Genomic DNA, 18,321 nt, shown 5'->3' with positions numbered 1-18,321 from the left:
GATTCACTCAAACCGAACCCTTTTTCCCCTTTTTCTAGTTCCATATACTGAAGATAACACGAGAGATAACAAACGGGAATGGGAAAGAGAGATGGGGAGAATGAGATTTCATCCAGTGGCATGGGGTGTCATTATCGGAACATTTTTGTCACGCACAGGCTTTTTTATGACGCTTCCGTTTTTGGGCATTTACTTAGGAAAGGTAAAAGGAATTGATCCGGCGATCGTCGGTTCGATCCTCGCACTAAGCTTGCTGGTTGGAACGATTAGCAGCTTTGCTGGGGGAGCCCTGTCAGATCGATTGGGCAGATATCCAGTGATGATCACTGCGATGGGTGCTTGGAGCATCGTCTTGATCGGATACGTTTTTGCGACGGAGACGTGGATGTTCTTTGTTTTAAGTGCTTGCAACGGTCTTTTTCGAAACGTATTTGAGCCGACAGCCCGGGCCCTGCTGGCGGATGTCACGACAGATGATCAGCGGGCAGCTGTTTTCAACGCTAGGTATTTCGCGATTAACCTGGGTGGAGCAATCGGTCCGTTAATCGGCTTGCAATTGGGAGCAGGAAGCACATCCTTGTTGCCGTTCATTGTCACAGCTATCATTTTTGCCGTGTACGCAGCTGTGCTGGTGGTATTTATGGTCATGTTCAAGGAACAGTGGAAGAAGGACGTGGCTGCTGATCCGGTCACCATGAATCAGATGGCACGCATTGTTTTTACAGACAAAGTATTTCTTTACTTGTTGCTCGGGAATTTATTCGTTGCTGGTGCCTACTCGCATTTGGACACCACACTTTCCCAGTACATTGGGCATGATCGAATCGAGGCGTATTCCTTTTTATTTGTTGTGAATACCATCTCGGTTTTAGCACTTCAATATCCACTCGCCAAGTTTATGAAGCGGTACTCATCGATGACTGCATTGAAGCTGGGCTGTCTATTGTTTGGACTGGGGCTGTTCGGTTTCGGGCTATTCACGAATTTGTTTTGGCTCTCCGTGTCGATGGTGGTGTTTACGATTGGCGAAATCTTATGCTTTGTCGTTGGAGATATCCTCATCGGGGAGATCGCTCCCCAGCATTTACGTGGAGCATATTACGGCGCCAGCGGCTTTGCCTTCCTTGGACAGAGTGTTTGTGCGTGGATCGGCGGGGTGTTGCTCCAGGTACTCGGCTTTGGACAAGGGCCGCTCATTTTCGCGATCCTCATGCTGTTGACCTTTATCGCGCTTCCGTTCTATCAACGCGGCCAGCACTTATGGGAGCAGCGGCAACATCAAAAGAAAAGCTGTGAAAAATCCTCACAAGTTATGATTTGAATAGGGTGCGATCTCTTGTTTTTTAGGAAAAGGAAGAACGAAAAGAAGCACGCTGTTGACGCATGCTTCTTTTTATTTTTGCCATATCCAACTGACTAGTTGTTCTTCTGAATAACTCCCCACATGTTTCCGCTCGGGTCAAAAAACTTGAGCACCCATCCGAAGCCATCATTTTGGTAGTGGGTAATCGAGACTTCATGGGCCTGCAAATAATCATGGAGTGAATGCACATCGGAAGTGGTGTACAAAAAGACAGGCATGGGTTGATGATCAACGGTAAAGGTTGTGGACGTCTGCTCATCCGTTTCCCATATCATCAAGGTGGGTCCCGCAGACAGGGCAAGAAAAGCGGAAGTACGATACCGCGCCTGTAAGGAAAAGCCAAGGTGATTGCAGTACCAGACAATGGCCTCTTCCAAATTTTTCACGGGAACTTGTACGTGAAGCAACGATTCCAAATGTGCCATGATCAATCATTCCCCTCTCCATACTTTTTCTTTATATTGCCAGAATCCCCCATCTTTCGTTATCATTTTTTGAGAGGAAAGATAGGGGAGGCCATGACATGGGGCAGGTAGAACGGGAAAGAGGTCTGAAAAAAGGCACGATCCTGCAAAAAGCTTATCGGATCAAAAAGATCATTTCCACAAGTGGGCTGTCGAATGTGTATGTGGTCTACCATATGAAAAGCAAGCGGACGCTCATTCTCAAAGAGTTTTTCCCTCAAGCATTGGCTATGCGAGATTTGGATCACGTGAAGGTCATTTGTCGCAAACCAACGTTAAAAAGCAAATTCGATAGGCTGCTAGACAGCTTTTGGCAAGAGGCATCCCTACACAAAGAACTAAATCATGCAAATATCATCGGATACATCGACCATTTTGCCGAAAATGGCACAGGTTATCTCGTCGTGGACTATTGCAAAGGAAAGACGCTGGATGAGTATGTATTGGCCCAAACCGAGCTTGATCTGGGAGTATTTTTGCATCAGACGGTACTTCCGATATTTGACGGATTAGACTATTTGCACAAAAAAGGTATCATACATCGCGATATCAAGCCCAAGAACATCTTGGTCACTGAAGCTGGCCAGCCTGTGCTGATCGATTTTGGCTCCGCGATCTACTTCGTGAGTGATGAACCCAAGCCGATTGTGACGACAGAGGGATATTCACCGCTTGAGTTTTACTCGGGTCAATCCAAGCAAGGAGTAGTCTCGGATATTTACAGCCTGGCTGCCACACTGTATTACTGTCTGACCAAAGAGCGTCCCGTTGATGTGGCGGCAAGAGTCATTGAGGATACCTTGCCATCGATTCGAACACGGAACCCTGATGTTCCGCTGCTGCTGGCGAATGTCATTATGTGGGGATTGGCCGTCGACTCGAAAAAAAGATGCCCCACACTCAAGCTGTTTGCGACAGCGATTCGTGCAGAGCATCTGATTTGGAAGGGAAAGGCGCGCTTTTCTCTTAAGAAGCTTCCTCATTAGACGATTTTTTAAAGCGAATTTCGATCTCTGTCATCCGATCCTCGAAGGTCACATACACCTTGTCGTTGTATTGGAGGACGAGCTTTTTATGTCGGGGCATGGTTTCCTTGCCCCGCTCAACTGTGCAGTGACTATGATTGACCAAGAGCAGCGTCTGATTTTTTCCCGGCTGGAAGTAAATCTTCTGCGCTTCGGGCAAATGCTCATTCACATCCAAACTGGTGAATAGCTCCTGCAACGTGATCCGCTGCTTCTTGCCAAAGGAGGCGAGAGGCCAAAACTTGACGGGGATGTCGTTGCCGCTAGCCGTGTGCAGGAAATAACCCTCCAGACGACCTACAAACGCAGGCTTAGGACGTGTAAGCAGGTAAACACCGTAGCCGATTGCGGCTACGAGCAACACAATCATGCTGATGCTGATGTAGCGATCCCATACCGAGTGCACGGTAATGACGAGCGGGCCTGTGACGCTTGCTCCTTCTGCATCCGTGGCGGTAATGGTGATTTCTGATGTACCGCTTTTCTCTGGTGACAGCTTCAGAGCCGCGTCTTGAATCGTAGCGACAAATCGTTCTTCCGGATCAGCGGTGACGATGGTATAGGTCAGCTTGTCGTTATTGGCGTCCGTGAAGAATGAACCCAAATCGATAGCCTGCTCGCCGTTTTCCTTCTCGATCGTCAAGGTATTGACCGAGGCAGCAACTGGCGCGATATTCGTAATGTCATAAACGCTTGTAGCCGTCTCGCGATAAAAGTCCGGGCCGCTCATAAAGATTTTCCACTGGTACTTGCCCGTGTGAGGGAAGACGTAGTCGACTGTAAAGCTATCGCCAAGATTCTTCATCGGGACCTTCTCTTCTTTTTTCCCCGCGAGATCGTTTACGATCAGTTCTGCTTGCATGGATGCGTACACATCCTTGTCATCCAGACGTCCTTCCAGATGGTGGAGATAGGTAGTAAACGTGATAGGATTCCCCTTGATAACAGGTTCAGGCTTGACCTCTACACCAGCCATCAAGCTGTAATTCCCCAATAAATTGATCTTCACCAAATCCCCGGGTTTGCCCCTAAATTTAACGAGATAGTTCCCCTTCTTCGGCTTTTCTATTTTCATCAGTGAGTATTTTTTCGATTTCATAAAATGAACATTTTGCGATTGATAGTACACTTGCGATTCCAGCAGCGGATTGTTGGACAACAGGATGATGTTCGCTTCCTGCATGCTGGAGTTAGGAATAGTCACGGTCACTTCCTGCAAGCCCCCGGTAGCTGTCATAGCCGCTACTGATACGAGCTGCGATTGAATATGCTTGGCAAAAATCTGATTGAAGATTTCGGGCAGATCATCCGTGCTTTGTGTGACAAAGGAAGTTCCGCCTGTTGCCTCTGCGATTTTTTTCAATTGATCTTTTTGGACGGAGCCATCGCTATTGAGGCCAATCGTATAGATCGGATAGCCTTGCACTTTTGCTTTCGAGATAGCTGTCTCCACGTCCTTGTTGGATCCTGCCACACTCCTGCCATTCGCGTTTTGCCGCAAATCTGTTCCCCCGTCTGACAGAAGGATCAAAAATGGCTTGCGAGCCGAGTCCTTTGCTTTTTCAATCATCTCTGCCCCTCTGCGCAAGCCGAGTCCCAAATCCGAATACCCAGAGTAACGCAACCCTTGAATGGTTCGCTTGAGCTGTTCCCGATTCCTTGCTTCGGCCATGCTCGCTGGAGACTGAGCTTGTACAATTCGATCATTATAGGCGACAAAGCCAATGCGGGTACGCGTGGCTTCGCTCATATCAATGAACATACTCATGACCTCTGCGGCTGTTTTGCCAGGGTCTGTTTTGTTCATGGAATTACTCGTATCAACGACAAAGACCGCGTCTACTCCCGCATCTGCTGATCCATTTGCCCCAGCAGTAAGAGGGGCCGACAAAAAGAGCATGGGGAGGAGCAGTCCAATGACTACCATTCGAAAAAGTGGCGGCATAGAGACGGTTGACTGACGATTTTTGTGCATACATTCACCTTTTTTCTGAAAAAAATTTAAAAAAGTTCATGACTTACTAAAATGGGACGATTTACCTATAAATGGGTGTTCGTATAAAAGATTGGTTTCATATTGCCGATGTATATAAAAGTTAATCCCAACCATTTTTGTAAATATTAGGTGAATGCATGATGCTCCCCAGCGGCAACTAGGGAGAATTATCTATCAGTCCTTGTGCTTCTTTCCTAGTAAGAGAGTGGACGAGGCGAGGCTTATCCCTATTTTTTCGAAGACCTAGGAAAGGAGACTCTGTGTCTTCAGCATAAAACGGGAATCCAAGAAAAGGAAGATTTGTGGAATAAAATGGGTCTAAATACTGGGAATGGTCGCATAAGGATAGGAAATTTGTCACAATCAGCAGAATGTTGACAAATAATGCGGGCAAAGTTTAATTTAGAGGCAAGATTTTTTGTTTGTTTTTGGTATAAATGTCACGATTTGTATCTTTATTCGTGAAGTAGGACTCATCATTTATCAAGTAGGACTAAGTGGTTATGCAGACAACAGAAAGGGGCCATTTATGGACATTATTAACCAGACCAACCGAACCATGCTGTTCGAAGAGATCAACCCGGAAAAATTGGACCTGATCACCATTGTTGGAGATGTAAAAGGCATCGACAGTCTCAGCGACGACAAGATCAAGGAGATCAACGAGCATCTTCTCGTGCGCAGCTTCGATGAGTTTTTGGACAAGTTCTCCCCGAGTGTATATTCGTTCTACAATGCAGCGAACCAAAAAGTGATGTACACCTTGAAAAAGCCTGACGGAATTGCAGAGGATGCGATTTCCGAGATCAAAATCGATCAGAGCAACGACTTCTTGAAAATGCTGTTTACCCTGATTGATACGAAGCGCAGCCAAGGGATCACCAATGTGGATTTCAAATTCGAGAATTTGCTCGATATGATTTCCCCGAAAAAAGTGATGGATGATATCCGTCAGGTCCGCAAAGAGATTCACTACTTGTACGGCCATTACGAAAAGCTCGATGATGGCGATCCAAAGAAGCTCGATCTAGGTGACAAGCTGAACACGATGTTCGAGGATGCCAGCAAAAACTACAACAACGTCATGGCGATGCTGCCGCTGGCGATTGAAGATATCAAAACTCGACTGCTCTTGGGCGGCGCACAAGAGGAGAACCAATCCGAAGCGATTCAGATCGGGATGCTGACGATTGGGGAAGACGGCGAACTGAAGATCATCGAGGCACCGAAGAGTGACAGCCGCGAGCTGATGGTTCTCGATGAAAACAGCGGAAACGGACTGATGAGCGTTTTCGAAGAGGATTACGAGTCGATCACAGAGACGCCATCCTCCTATGTAAAAGACCTCGTGGTACGCACCTTCTGCCCGCTGCCGACGGTACATACCGAAGTCAACATTGAGACAGAAGTACAGAACTACAATACGTATCTGGAATTCTACAAAAACGCCAAGGACGACTTCGTTAAAACAGTGAAGCCTTTGGTTGAGAAAATTTTGGGCGTGAAGATGTTCTTCGATCAGTACGTGACCAAGAACAAAGGCATGCAGCCAGCTATGCTGATCACGAATACCAAACTCGACATGCTCGTGAAAAGCAGCAACATTCCACGTCTGGAGACTTACCTGAACACGGTCAACGCGAAAAACGACTTCACGGATACGATCTGGTTTGGAATCGTTCCATCTGTTGATATGGATTCCGCCGGAAAAGCAAAAGTGACTCGCGAGCGTTTCCGTGGGAACGAAAAAGTCGTCAAGCAGGACGGCAATACGATGGAATCGCTCACTATGCTGCTCCAGGTCGTCAAGGACTTCAAGGTGCAAGTGTTCTTCAGCTTTAGTACGGGTGAAGAAACAACCTTCAACAGCATGGCGACTGCGGGCATTGATAAATACATCGACAAGTGCGGAATCCTGGTGCGCAAAGAATTCAGTGAATTCGCGATCCCGTGCATTCCGAACTTCACGATTATTCCAAAAGACAAATCAGGAGTTGTCATCGACAGCAGAATGCTGCAAACCGAAGACGGCGTGAAGCTGTCCCAGGAAAAAGAAGACATCCTGAAGCTGTGGATCGAGGGTGTTTACGTCGGTGCGAGCTATGTAGCAGCAGGCATTGTAGCAGCGTACCAGTGTCCAGAATACTTGCGCGAAACATTCAAAGTGGTTAGCCGCGAATATCCGGGTGTGCGCTTTGACATCGAAGCAGGTGAAAACGGACTGCGTGCTGTTACCACCATGGCTAAAGAAATCTCCGGCTTCACCAACAACATCAAAGATTCCATCAACCGCAAAAACTTTGGATTCGTCTTCTCTTCGGAAAATGCACAAATCCAAGGCAAAGATATCAAGCGCATTACGGTGTACAAGGCACGCAGCCTCGCCATGTCAGAGGACGGCTTTGATTCCATCTATAAAACACTGGTCAGCACCTATATCGAGCGGATTCTCCGCTTCCAGACGGGTGATTTCAAACACGACAACATCGTGAAGTTCTTCAGTAACAATCCGAGCAGCCAAAAAAGCAAATGGCTGGGCACACGCGGCTTCGTGAACTCCATCATTCACGATGGCGATGACATGAGCTACGTCATCGATGACAAGAGCAATCTGTGCCATATCGATCTGGTGTTCAACGGCAATGTGAAAAACCTGGAGGTCACTATCACCAAAGGTACAACTCCGGTCAAAGCATAGCATTTGATCCCCTGGAGAGCTGTTTATGAAACTTTTTGACACATTACGCAGGTGGTTAGAGGTGTGTTTCCCAAAACGCACCCTTACACATAAGCCTCGAAGCCAATCAGGTACTTCGAGAGCAAGATTTCATTTCAAGGAGGTTTTATTCATGGGTTTTCGACTCAAAGTAGAAGGTTCTGAAACAATTGAGCTGGGCATGGACAACATCCAAACAGTGAAGTATGACACTGACACGCCAGACGATTCCAACGCGCGCTCTACAGATGTAGGTGCAACGCTGAGAATTACTGGCAAAATCATCACCGCAACAGACGGCGACAGCGCAGATGACACCATGAAGCTGGCTCTCTGGTCCTTGGTACCAGCAGAAAAAGCGGATTGCTACCGCAAAGTGACTCTGGAAGTAATCGCTGCTGATCAAGTGATCCGCAAAATCTACTTCCCGAACGCATTCGTAGTAGATTACACCGAGAGCTTCGGTGATACCGAGGGTGTAGGAACATTCAGCCTCTTCATCAAGCAAAAGAAAGACAAAACCGAGTTCACCAAAATCGAAGGCGGCTACGCTGTTTAGGTTTTGAGAGAAGTAAGGTAGGAAGAGCCGTACCTCGAAAGCCGTGTTCGAGGTACGGCTCTACAAAATAACCAAAATCATTGCCAGACAGAGGGTGCGCGAATGAAAAATTATTACGAGATTCTGGGGCTAACCAAACAAGCTTCCACGAATGACATCAAAAAAGCATACCGTCAACTGGCAAAGCAGCATCATCCGGATGTCAATGCCGGGAGCAGTGAGTCAGAGCGAATTTTTAAAGAAATTACCGAGGCCTATCAGACATTGCAGGATCCGGCCTTGCGCGAGGCGTACGACGCACGCTACGAGGCTTTTCAGCAAAAGAAACAACAACAGACCAGTCATACAAGCAGTACAAAACAAGGACAAAGCAAACAGCAAGCGCAGTCTGCGCCCGGAGTGAACTTCGAAGATTTGGGAAGCACCTTTGAACGATTTTTTGGTTTTCATCCGAAGACTGGCGAGATTAATCCAAACACCATGAAATCCGAAAAGAAAAATCCACTGGATACGACGGATATGTTTGAACAGTTTTTCCGCATGAAGAAAAAATAAGAGGGAAAAATCGGGCTTGGATGACAGCTCTTTCATGACATAGAGGTAGTAGCAACCTGCTCCTGTCTTTGGATGGATGTCCAAACATACACCATTCGCCCAAAGCTTGGAGCATTTTTCATACGAGGAAGTTCAAAAATTCGTCTTTTGATCACGATTTAAATGCAAGAGGTAGTTGATTGGGGGTAAAGACGTGGCGAAGAAAAAAGGGTACCAAAAGTCCATCAGAGTGAAGCTCATAGAACTGCTGATTTCCATTCTTGTGATTAGTGCACTTATTTATGTATTTGGTTATACGGACGGCAACGCTCTGAAAATCTTTACAGGAATTGCCTTCGGACTCTTTTTGTTCGGGGTCATTATCGTCAGATTCGGAAGCCCCGACGAACCGGCGCCCAAAAAAGAGGATGGCGTCACCAAGCTGGTTCTGTTAGATGAAGAGGGAGAGAGCGTGAAGGAGTGGTTCATCCAAGGGGAGACATCCCTTTTGATCGGTAAAAGCTCCGCGCAAAACGAGGTCGACATCGACTTGGGAGACGCAGAATACGCAGCCTTGATCAGCAAGCAGCATGCGGTTCTGAATCAAGCGTCCGGGGACTGGTTCATCGAGGATATTCATTCCAAAAACGGCACAGGCATCAAGCAGCCGAACAAACGCGACAAGAGCAAGCTGGAAATCGAACAGCCGCATAAAGTGAAGGCTGGCGACATCATTTACATAGCCAATACCCGCTTGTTGCTGAAATAACAACGGGGGAAACATCGCTTTTACACATACATATCGTCCTTGCACGGAACGAAACGGGGGAGCAGAACAATGAGTTTGACAAGATGCGCGAATGGTCACATGTTTAGCACCAGAAAACACGGAAGCACCTGCCCTTATTGCAGTATGGTCGTTGAGCCTGGGGCGAAACCGGACAACAAAGCACCAGCGAGAGTGGCAGACGATGATAAGACGATGCCGTACCTGGGAGAAACAGAAGGGATCGAACCTGTTACCGGATGGCTGGTATGTATTGAGGGACCGCAACAAGGTCAAGATTACCGCATTATGGCGGAGAAGAACTTCATCGGTCGCGCAGAGGATATGCATATTCGAATCGTCGGAGACAACACGATCTCTCGCCGTAATCATGCAGTGATTGTCTACGATCCGAAAAAACGCAACTTTTACTTGCTCCCGGGCGATGCTTCGGGACTTGCCTATCATAACAATGAAGCGGTGTACACACCAGTCGAGCTCACTGCGTACGATGTGCTCCAGCTCGGAAAGAGTACCTTTATTTTCATCCCGCTGTGCGGTGTTCACTTCGAGTGGGACAACTCCAACAAAGGCAAGGAATGATGAGCATGTTTCAACAGGGCGCAATCCCGTATCTTATCGTCCTTGGCGTGATCATTGCCATTACTCTTTTGTTTCGTCTGCGTGCAGCTTTGATCCGGCAAGAAATGAATCCCGTCATCCAGATCGGAAATGGACAGACGATCGGCAGACGAGAAGAACAGGATGATTACTTTTCGACAGCAACATCGTCTCATGGGACGATTGCGGTCTTGGCTGATGGAATCAGTGGACTGGCTAACGGCAGACTTGCTTCAACGCTTGCCGTGACTACATTTATCCGCGAGTTTACAAAGCTGGACAACCCGAAGCATATGTCCCTCTTCTTTTCCCGGGCTGCTTCTCTTGCGAATTCGGAGATTTTGCAGGCGTTGAGAGGAAGTAGGGGTGGGACAACACTGGTCGCTGGCGTAATCGTAGAGGACAAGCTGTATTGGGGAGCAGTTGGAGACAGTATCATTACCGTTTTCCGGAATGGAGAATTCATCCCGATCAATCAAAAAGACATTTATGAGTCGGTGCTGGAGGCTCGTTTTCTGTCCGGCGAGATTACAAAGGACGAGGCGTTGGAGCATCCGCAGAAAAAACAGCTGATCAACTACTTGGGCTACGAGAATTTTCAAAATATCGAAATTGGCCGTGAGCCGTTTCCTCTTGAGAAGGGAGACAAGGTCATTCTGTGCAGTGACGGCGTCTACGATACGTTAACCGAGATGGAGCTGGAGCAGATTTTATTCCAAAATATCGCTGCCCATGACGCGGCTGACCAAATCATTGAAGCGGTGGAAAGCAAGCAAAAAGCCAATCAGGACAATGCAACCATTCTCATCCTGGAAAAAGGCTGGTAACGGGGGAGCGGGTAGTACGAATGAGAAAGGACAACAGTGAATTCATTACCGGGTTTCTATCCGAATCAGGCAGCTTCGTTCGTAACAAGGATTACTTTGCCTACGCCGAGCTGGATGATATCGCGTGCTGGGTAATCGCCCGCGGATTGGACAATGATCAGGAAGTAGAAAGTGCAGAGTTAGCGGCCAAAAGTGTTCTGGGCTACTTTTTGCAGAAGCCGTCCATTTCGCGGTATCGCATTCGCCGCTATTTGCAGGAGGCTCATCGTGTCCTGCAAGCCGAGAGCCATCGCGTCAGGCTAAAAGCGAGCTTGACCGTAATCGTAACGGACTATGCCAGAGTGAGGTACGGGATTGCTGGTAACACCCGACTGTATCAGTTTCGCAATGGCAGATTGCAATGGCAGAGCAAGGATCAGAGTCTTGCCCAACAGATGGTGGATGGGGAGGAAATCGCAGAGGACGCGCTTGATCAGCACGAAGAGCGGCATAATCTCTTGAGCTATTTGGGGACACCCAATGAATTTCGTCCGTTTGTCTCCAAGAAGCTCCCGCTCTATGACGGTGATGTTTTTCTGCTTGCCACCCCTGGTCTGTGGGAGAAAGTGAATCCGGCTGAAATGCAGGATGGGCTTCAAGAGGCGAAAGATCCTGAAGCTTGGATCGATACGCTGGAGGACGTGCTTTTGAGCAAGCAAGAGCATGTCGTTCAAAACTACACGGCAGCCGCTATTTTTGCGAACAAAATTTTTAAGACAGACCCGCAAAAAAAATGGCGGATTATCAAACGGGTGGCCCTCATCCTTCTCGTGCTTGCCTTGGCTGGAGGCGGAGCTCTGCTGTACAAGATGAAGGAAGCGGAGCGCATCGCGGATGCTGCGACAGGGATGTTTGAGCATGAAACTGCCGGAGACGCTTTCATTGCGGAGGGAGATTATCCGAAGGCACTCAAGGCGTACAGCGATGCACGAAATGCCGCAAATATTGTGAAAAACAAAGTTCAGGCTGCCCTCTTGGCCAAAAAGATCCGCATTACACAGTTGATCGTGGATGGAGATACGGCTGTAAAGGATGAGCAGTACGCCAAAGCATTGGATAAGTACGACAAGGCGCTCAAGGAAATGAAAGGGCGCGATGATTTTAACGAACCGGAGATTTTGGAGAAAAAAGAAAAGACGCAATCGTATGTGCTCGTCATGCAGTGGAAAAAGGAAGGCGATCTCTTGTTTGAGGCGCAGGATTACGCTGGTGCGGAGGCCTATTACCAAAAGGCGCGCAAGCTGGCGTTGGAAACGTCTTTTGTAACAGGAGAAAAGGAGCTTCGCACCAAGCTGGACGAGGTAGCTTCCAAAAAGACCGGCATCGATAAGGAAAAGAAGACGCTCGACGGCGACAAGCTGGAAAAGCAAGGTGACGAGAGCTATGCGGCGCAAGACTTCGAGGGAGCGATCCAGTCGTATACGATGGCGCAGGAAATTTATCAGGAGATTGGTGTGCTGGAGAAAGTTTTGGCGATGGAACGCAAGGTGACAAAGGCAGAGGAAAAGCTGAATCCTCCTGCTGCTCCACCTTCGGCAGGTGCGCCAGCAGGACAGCCACCTGTGCAAGGGACGAGCGCTGCGAGTCAACCACCGGCAGTTCAGGTGAATCAAACGGCCCCGGTTAACCAGACCGCACCAGTTAACCAGACGGCTCCTGTAAATCAGACGGCACCGGTAAATCAAACGGCTCCGGTGAACCAGTCGGCGCCGAATAACCAAACGGCCCCGGTTAACCAGACAGTCCCAGTCAATCCGGTGCCTCCAGTCGTGCCGACCACTCAAGCAATTCCGCCAGCCGCGACAGCTCCGGCGACTCAGCCAGTTCAGCCACCGCAAGCTAATCCACCAGCTACAGCCAATCCGACACAGGAGGAGGCAGCGAAAACGCCATGAAAGAGATCGTACTGGATCGTTTGAACAAAATGGAGGAGCTGGAGCAGCGCAGGTTGCTCAAGCAGATCATGAACGGTGTCTTCCTCAACCTGGTCGAGTATCAGGAGGAGATGCAGAAGAAGCTGGAGGAGCGTGTTTTTACCGAGATCGAGGACAAGGAAGATAAGCATGACATCTACGTGACCCTCTGTCATCGTGATGACTTTGACCCGATCCACGAGTATTTGTACCCGATGATCCCTGGCGATGAGGAAAAGAAGATATGCGATCGCAAAGAGTTGGCGGTCAGGCTCAGCAATCGGGAAGAAGCGGTCATGATGACGATCTTTTTAGAATGTGAATACGACAAGATTCAGGCGCTGATGATGAGCAAGCGAACCTTCAAGGGGCGTCTGAACACGGCAGGCAATCACTATCCAATCGAAGTGCGCCTGCAACAAAGTCGTGTGTATATGGATGAGCTGGAAAAGCTGTACAACATGTTTCAAAAGAACGGAATGCCGTGGAAAACGGTGAATCACCCTTACGCCAGCAAGTTTTTCGATGTCATTTTGGTTGCCTGTGAGGGTACGTTTACAGAAGACGAAGAGATACTGGAAATGTCGATTACCCTCGATGAGTGGGAGCCTTACAAAAAGCTGGATGTGATCCCGTTGTGGAACATCGAACGTTTGGCTTTAAAAAACATCGGCTTTCCCGTACCTGCTATAGACCGGGTGAACTTCGAGCATGTCCTGTCGTTACGCAAGACAGGCAGTGATCACGGGTATTTGGTGGATGGAGATGAAGAGCTGATTCGCTACATCAAGCGGTCACCGGAAGAGCTGACGATCGTCTCCCCTCAGGAGAAGTCGGGAGTTTGGAACGTATGCAAAATTACGCAGCCAGTTACGACCCGCATCGGAAGACTCGATTACGAATTGGTGTCCAATCGTCGCAAAAACAGCTTTATTGGGAGCTATGCGCGGAAGCAGGCGATGACCGTACGAGCCAAAGGAGAGATTATCCGAATTGTCCATTCCTTTGAGGCGGCTGATCAGCTGGAGCTAGTGAATGTAGAGATCCGGGATAAAAACAATCGGCCTGCCGCCACATACGGTTTGAATCCGTTTATTAGCGATAACGTCCGTGTAGAAAACGACAAGAAGATCATGGCTCTCGGCTTTCGGAGACGCGGGGCGAACAGCTTTATTCTCCAAGACATGATGAGCTTTCTCGTCTCCGAGGTTCAGATGTATTTTCCGGAATACAAGTGTGAAGGAGAATGGGCTTGAATTACATCTGGGATTTGGTTATTCGTGCAAAACGCGCCGGGATCGCCAAAAAAGACATCCAGTTCAAAGCGGCCAAAGTGTATTCGCCCTACATGGAGCTGAGTCATGAGGCCATCAACGCCAAAACGGTGGAAAAGACAGTAGAGGTGAATCCGTACTACCGCTTCGACGATATTTTCCGTGACCTTTTTGATGCCAATTACTCGGACGATGCAGAGCTTCGGCATACCTTGTTTGATATCATCGTCCACTTGCTGGCCGAGATCGATCTGTCGCAAGGGATGAACAAGCGTGAATACCACATCCGCTTTGTGTTGCGCGACTTGGAAGCGGGGCTGTTCGGCAGTCGGGTACAGGAAAATATCCGACTTTTTACCAAAGAGGAGCGAGAGATTATCGCAGGCAATATTTTGCGCTTGTATGAGACCGGTGAAGCGGTGTACCTGCTCAAGGATACGATGCGAAAAATATTCTCTCACTCTACCATTTACGCCAATTGCGAAGAAAAAGATGAGCTGCTGATTTACGTCGGGCAGTCGGAAAGTGAAACCGCACACGCAAAGCTCACATTAATCAAGGATATTTTTCTACCGGTTCGGTTCCATACAGAGATTTATTGGCGAAACCATTTCGGCATTTTGGATGTCGAGGAAACGATGCAAATCGACAGTGTTGCACTGTATTAGGCGGCAATCACTCCCGAAGTGCGTAACGTTTTCACTATGGGAGAGAGGAGAGTTTGAATGTCTACCTATTCATATAAGCTTCATCTCCAAAAGGGCAGCGGGGATGGCAAAAATCAAGGCGGAGTAACATACACGCGGGATGAACTGATGGAGATGACTACTTTTCAGCTGCGAAATATTTGTTACAAAGAAAAGCTGGTCACTTCACTGGTGAACAACCTAGACAGGGAAGGCTTAATCCGAACAGTTCTACGTTTTCTTGGCGCAGAGGAGAAACTCTTGATTGAGCGGGTTGTTCCAGGAGGTTTCGAACGGCTCGAAGCGGCTTTACATAAATATTTGAAAACTCCGTTGCCAGGTGTAGATGCGATCAAAATTCCGGCGAAGATGTGCTTGTACATGGGTCTTGCCATTGACAGGCTGGACAATTATCGCGTCGAATCCTCCCAAGGCTTGTCCGAATCCAATGTGCTTTTGGTGAATGACCATATGGAGCTATGCGGCATTCTGCATCTGCGCAAAGACAAAGACGATAGGAGAGCCGGGCATTTTACGCTGCACGCTTGCCAAGATGCTCAACTGAGAAAAACGGTCAATCAAAACTACAGCCTGCTCTTTTTCCGCAAGCAGGATTCGGAGTATTTGTACAAGGCGTATCATCAGGACCATCCGTTGCCGCCTGTTAATCTCCACTACTACAAAGTACCGGTGACAGACCTCGAGATCAGGGAATTGGAAGAAACAGATGCCGTTCTCGCGATTGATTTTGGTACCTCCTCGACGACAGCGGGTGCTTTTCTCGACCATCAGTATGTCAGCTCCCCTTCCAGCAACGACTTGTTGAATGGACGTATACGCTTGAATGCGATCAATTACGTCTCTTTCCCCGACACGACGCAAAAAAACGAGGAATGGATCGAGGTGTTGCCGACGGCTGTCAGCGTGGCGGATTGCTCCAACCCGCATGACGTTCGCTTTCACATCGGTTATGAAGCACTTCGGCACATGAAAAAGAATGGATACAGTACGAACGCGACCGTATTTCAAGGCATCAAACGCTGGGTGAACAGCTATCACAAGATCGAAGAGGTCATGGACAGCCAAGGAAATACCGCGACTGTGAAACGAAGCGACATCCTGCGCCAGTACCTTCTTCACGTCATTCAAATGGCCGAGCATCAATTCAAATGTCGCTTTCGTCATTTGCATATCACAAGTCCGGTCAAGCTGAAAACGCAGTTTCTTGAGATGTTCACCGAGATTTTGCCGGAGTATCGCATCGAAGCAGAGCACGCTCTCGATGAAGGAATGGCTGTCCTGTTTAACACGATTGCGGATCAAATTGACAAAAACAGCTTTCTGGACGGGGAGACCTATCAAGCGCTCGTCATCGATTGCGGCGGAGGCACGACGGATCTGTCATCCTGCCATTTCCGGATCGAGGACGGACATATCTCCTATCGCATCGATATCGATACGACCTATGAAAACGGCGACACCAATTTTGGCGGCAACAACATTACGTACCGCATCATGCAATTTATGAAAATCGTCTTCGCGGACTATTACGGAAAAGGGCGGCAAGTGACCGACATCGACCAGATTATCGACATCCCTGGATCGGAAATATTCCGGTACGTGGATGAATACGGCGTCGACTCCATCTATGAACGCTTCGAGGCGAGATATCGGGAAGCTGAGGCAATTTTGCCGACTCGCTACAAGGAGTACGAGAACAAGAGCCGGGACGAGTATCAGCGTGTCCGCAACAATTTTCACTTTTTGTGGGACCTCGCTGACCATATGAAAAAAGAGTTTTTCCGTCAGACCGGCATTCTGCGCAATCGCTTCACATCCGATACAGAAAATCGTCAAGAGCCTGATCTAAAGCTGACGGCAGTCGAGCGATGGGTGTTGTCGATACGGGAGGATGGTCGCTTCCGGGATGTGTTTGATTTTCCAGATGTCGTTTTCAACGCCAAAGAGATCAATCACCTGATCAAGGCTGATATTTACGAGATTTTGCGCGTCTTCTTGGACGATTTTTACCAACAGGGAAGGCTGGCTGACTTCTCGATCATCAAGCTGACTGGGCAGTCGTGCCGGATTGATGTTTTCCGTGAAGCGCTCAAAGAGTTTGTCCCTGGACGCAGCATCGAGTTCCGGCAAAAGTCGGAGGATGCGGGCAAGGTGCCAGACCTGAAGCTGTCTTGCCTGCGTGGAGCACTGCGCTATCAAAGTGCCAAAAAGGCGGGTTTCATCGAAGCCAACATTACGAATCATGCGCCGATCGTCCCGTATTCCGTGACTGCCTTCACGCATAACAAGCAAGAGAGAGTGCTTATTCACAGTCAGGAAAAGCTGAGTCTCGTGCATGGCTCCATCTCGCGTCCCTACGGTGTGAGCGAGGTTGAATTTTATCTCAAGGAAAGCGACGGTCAGCTGCGCCAGCGGTACTTGTACATGGATGATCCTGCTCAATACAAAACGGTTTTGTATGAGGACATTGCGAGCAAGTACGGTACGCATATCCCGCAGGATGAGACTGACTCCATTCAAAATGGCGAGTCGAAATACTTCGTTTTTGCGAGCGGAAGCGAGTGGGGATTCCATGTCGTGCCAGTAGCTCGTCTGAATGAACAGCTTGCTTTGGGGAAAAAGGTTTTCTTTGCTTTCGAGAGTGACTTGTCCGAGCTGGATTTCTTTGACGGGATGAAATGATCAAAATAACCAGGCAGCTTAAATGAACAGGAAGGGGGAACAGCGGTGTTTTCCCATCTCTATCCCAATTTTCATAAAGGGCGAATTCTCAAGCGAGAGATGCTTGAAAATCTGCGTGATTACCCGCGGCATTTTGTAGATTTATACTTTCAGGATTATACAGATGGCATTATTTCCGGGATGGATGTAACGATAGGCGAGGGGCACCTCACTGTCGGCAGAGGGATCGTCAAGCATCAAGGACGGATTTACTTGTTCGACCGCGAAGAGAGTGTCCCTTATGAGGCCACAGGCATGGAGACGGTGCTCAAGATTCGTTTTCACGAGGAGACTTCGCTGACCGACTATTACGTTTACGAGACGTCGTATGTTCTCGATCAGGAGATAGAGTCAAACCAGGATGAAAGGGAGTTGGGGCGCTTCAAGCTCAAGCAAGGGGCAAGGCTTCGCGGGGATTATCAGGACTTAGCCGATATGGCGACCGAATTCAATACGTGGAATATCGTGCATGTCGAACATGCCGGGAGAAACGAGCCAACACTTGCTCCTTACATCCTGTGGTATTTTGCGAATGAAATGCTGAAAACGGTCACCAATCACCCGTATGATCTCGCCTTTGCCATGCAGTGCTTGAATGCGGACAGAGTAGAGCGGGGGCTCATTCTTCATTATATAGGGAACAGACTGGGGACTGGTTACCGCGAGTACACGAACCTGCAGATTCTCAAATACCTCGCACGTATCTTGGACGACGCCAAGAGCGGCGGAAGGTCCTCAAAAACGGAGTGGAAAACAGGCGGGCGTCAGCGGGTTATTGTTGATTAACGAGAGGATG

General features: G+C 48.4%; 15 protein-coding genes. 13 read left to right on the top strand and 2 right to left on the bottom strand.

Annotation, left to right across the window (positions count from 1 at the left end; translation table 11 throughout):
• Window positions 1–100 precede the first annotated feature (100 nt).
• Window positions 101–1,321, top strand: coding sequence for an MDR family MFS transporter (locus C7R91_RS05885; RefSeq protein WP_047071447.1), 1,221 nt, complete (start codon window positions 101–103; stop codon window positions 1,319–1,321).
• A gap of 95 nt (window positions 1,322–1,416) precedes the next feature.
• Here C7R91_RS05885 and C7R91_RS05880 read toward each other — a convergent pair whose 3' ends face one another.
• Window positions 1,417–1,788 (bottom strand): VOC family protein, encoded by a 372-nt coding sequence (locus C7R91_RS05880; protein ID WP_047071449.1) that lies wholly within the window; start codon window positions 1,786–1,788, stop codon window positions 1,417–1,419.
• 98 nt (window positions 1,789–1,886) lie between these two features.
• Between C7R91_RS05880 and C7R91_RS05875 the strand changes: the two genes are divergently transcribed.
• Window positions 1,887–2,813: a serine/threonine protein kinase gene (locus C7R91_RS05875; protein WP_047071451.1), complete on the top strand. Its 927-nt coding sequence runs from the start codon at window positions 1,887–1,889 to the stop codon at window positions 2,811–2,813.
• Here the strand turns inward: C7R91_RS05875 and C7R91_RS05870 are convergent.
• Window positions 2,794–4,827, bottom strand: coding sequence for a VWA domain-containing protein (locus C7R91_RS05870; protein WP_047071453.1), 2,034 nt, complete (start codon window positions 4,825–4,827; stop codon window positions 2,794–2,796). The two genes, C7R91_RS05875 and C7R91_RS05870, sit on opposite strands and share 20 nt — an antisense overlap.
• A gap of 550 nt (window positions 4,828–5,377) precedes the next feature.
• Between C7R91_RS05870 and C7R91_RS05865 the strand changes: the two genes are divergently transcribed.
• The 11 genes from C7R91_RS05865 to C7R91_RS05815 all read left to right on the top strand — a co-directional run bounded on the left by C7R91_RS05865 (window position 5,378) and on the right by C7R91_RS05815 (window position 18,311).
• The gene (locus C7R91_RS05865; protein WP_047072016.1) at window positions 5,378–7,546 is read left to right on the top strand and encodes a hypothetical protein; all 2,169 of its coding nucleotides are present in this window, start codon (window positions 5,378–5,380) and stop codon (window positions 7,544–7,546) included.
• Window positions 7,547–7,697: 151 nt separating this feature from the next.
• Window positions 7,698–8,123: a hypothetical protein gene (locus C7R91_RS05860; protein WP_047071455.1), complete on the top strand. Its 426-nt coding sequence runs from the start codon at window positions 7,698–7,700 to the stop codon at window positions 8,121–8,123.
• A gap of 102 nt (window positions 8,124–8,225) precedes the next feature.
• The gene (locus C7R91_RS05855; RefSeq protein ID WP_047071458.1) at window positions 8,226–8,678 is read left to right on the top strand and encodes a J domain-containing protein; all 453 of its coding nucleotides are present in this window, start codon (window positions 8,226–8,228) and stop codon (window positions 8,676–8,678) included.
• Between the two features lie 193 nt (window positions 8,679–8,871).
• Entirely contained in the window at window positions 8,872–9,426 is a 555-nt protein-coding gene (locus C7R91_RS05850) for an FHA domain-containing protein (protein WP_047071460.1), read from the top strand.
• A gap of 69 nt (window positions 9,427–9,495) precedes the next feature.
• Window positions 9,496–10,026, top strand: coding sequence for an FHA domain-containing protein (locus tag C7R91_RS05845; RefSeq protein ID WP_017252081.1), 531 nt, complete (start codon window positions 9,496–9,498; stop codon window positions 10,024–10,026).
• A 5-nt stretch (window positions 10,027–10,031) separates the two neighbouring features.
• Entirely contained in the window at window positions 10,032–10,871 is an 840-nt protein-coding gene (locus tag C7R91_RS05840) for a PP2C family protein-serine/threonine phosphatase (protein ID WP_047071462.1), read from the top strand.
• A gap of 20 nt (window positions 10,872–10,891) precedes the next feature.
• On the top strand, window positions 10,892–12,805 hold the full coding sequence (locus C7R91_RS05835) for a PP2C family protein-serine/threonine phosphatase (protein WP_047071463.1): 1,914 nt from the start codon (window positions 10,892–10,894) through the stop codon (window positions 12,803–12,805).
• A complete protein-coding gene (locus C7R91_RS05830) occupies window positions 12,802–14,079 on the top strand; it encodes a hypothetical protein (protein ID WP_047071465.1) in 1,278 nt (425 codons plus the stop codon). Before C7R91_RS05835 ends, C7R91_RS05830 begins: the two co-directional genes overlap by 4 nt.
• Window positions 14,070–14,765, top strand: a complete 696-nt coding sequence (locus C7R91_RS05825; protein ID WP_047071466.1) for a hypothetical protein — start codon at window positions 14,070–14,072, stop codon at window positions 14,763–14,765. The genes C7R91_RS05830 and C7R91_RS05825 overlap by 10 nt, the downstream gene beginning before the upstream one ends.
• Window positions 14,766–14,822: 57 nt before the next feature.
• Entirely contained in the window at window positions 14,823–17,486 is a 2,664-nt protein-coding gene (locus C7R91_RS05820; RefSeq protein WP_047071468.1) for an acetate and sugar kinases/Hsc70/actin family protein, read from the top strand.
• A gap of 45 nt (window positions 17,487–17,531) precedes the next feature.
• A complete protein-coding gene (locus C7R91_RS05815) occupies window positions 17,532–18,311 on the top strand; it encodes a hypothetical protein (RefSeq protein ID WP_047071470.1) in 780 nt (259 codons plus the stop codon).
• Window positions 18,312–18,321: the final 10 nt, after the last annotated feature.

This window comes from Brevibacillus formosus (assembly GCF_003013405.1).
GTDB classification, from domain to species: domain Bacteria; phylum Bacillota; class Bacilli; order Brevibacillales; family Brevibacillaceae; genus Brevibacillus; species Brevibacillus formosus.
The sequence above is the reverse complement of the archived record's forward strand: the minus strand, read 5'-3'. Positions and strand labels throughout refer to the sequence as shown.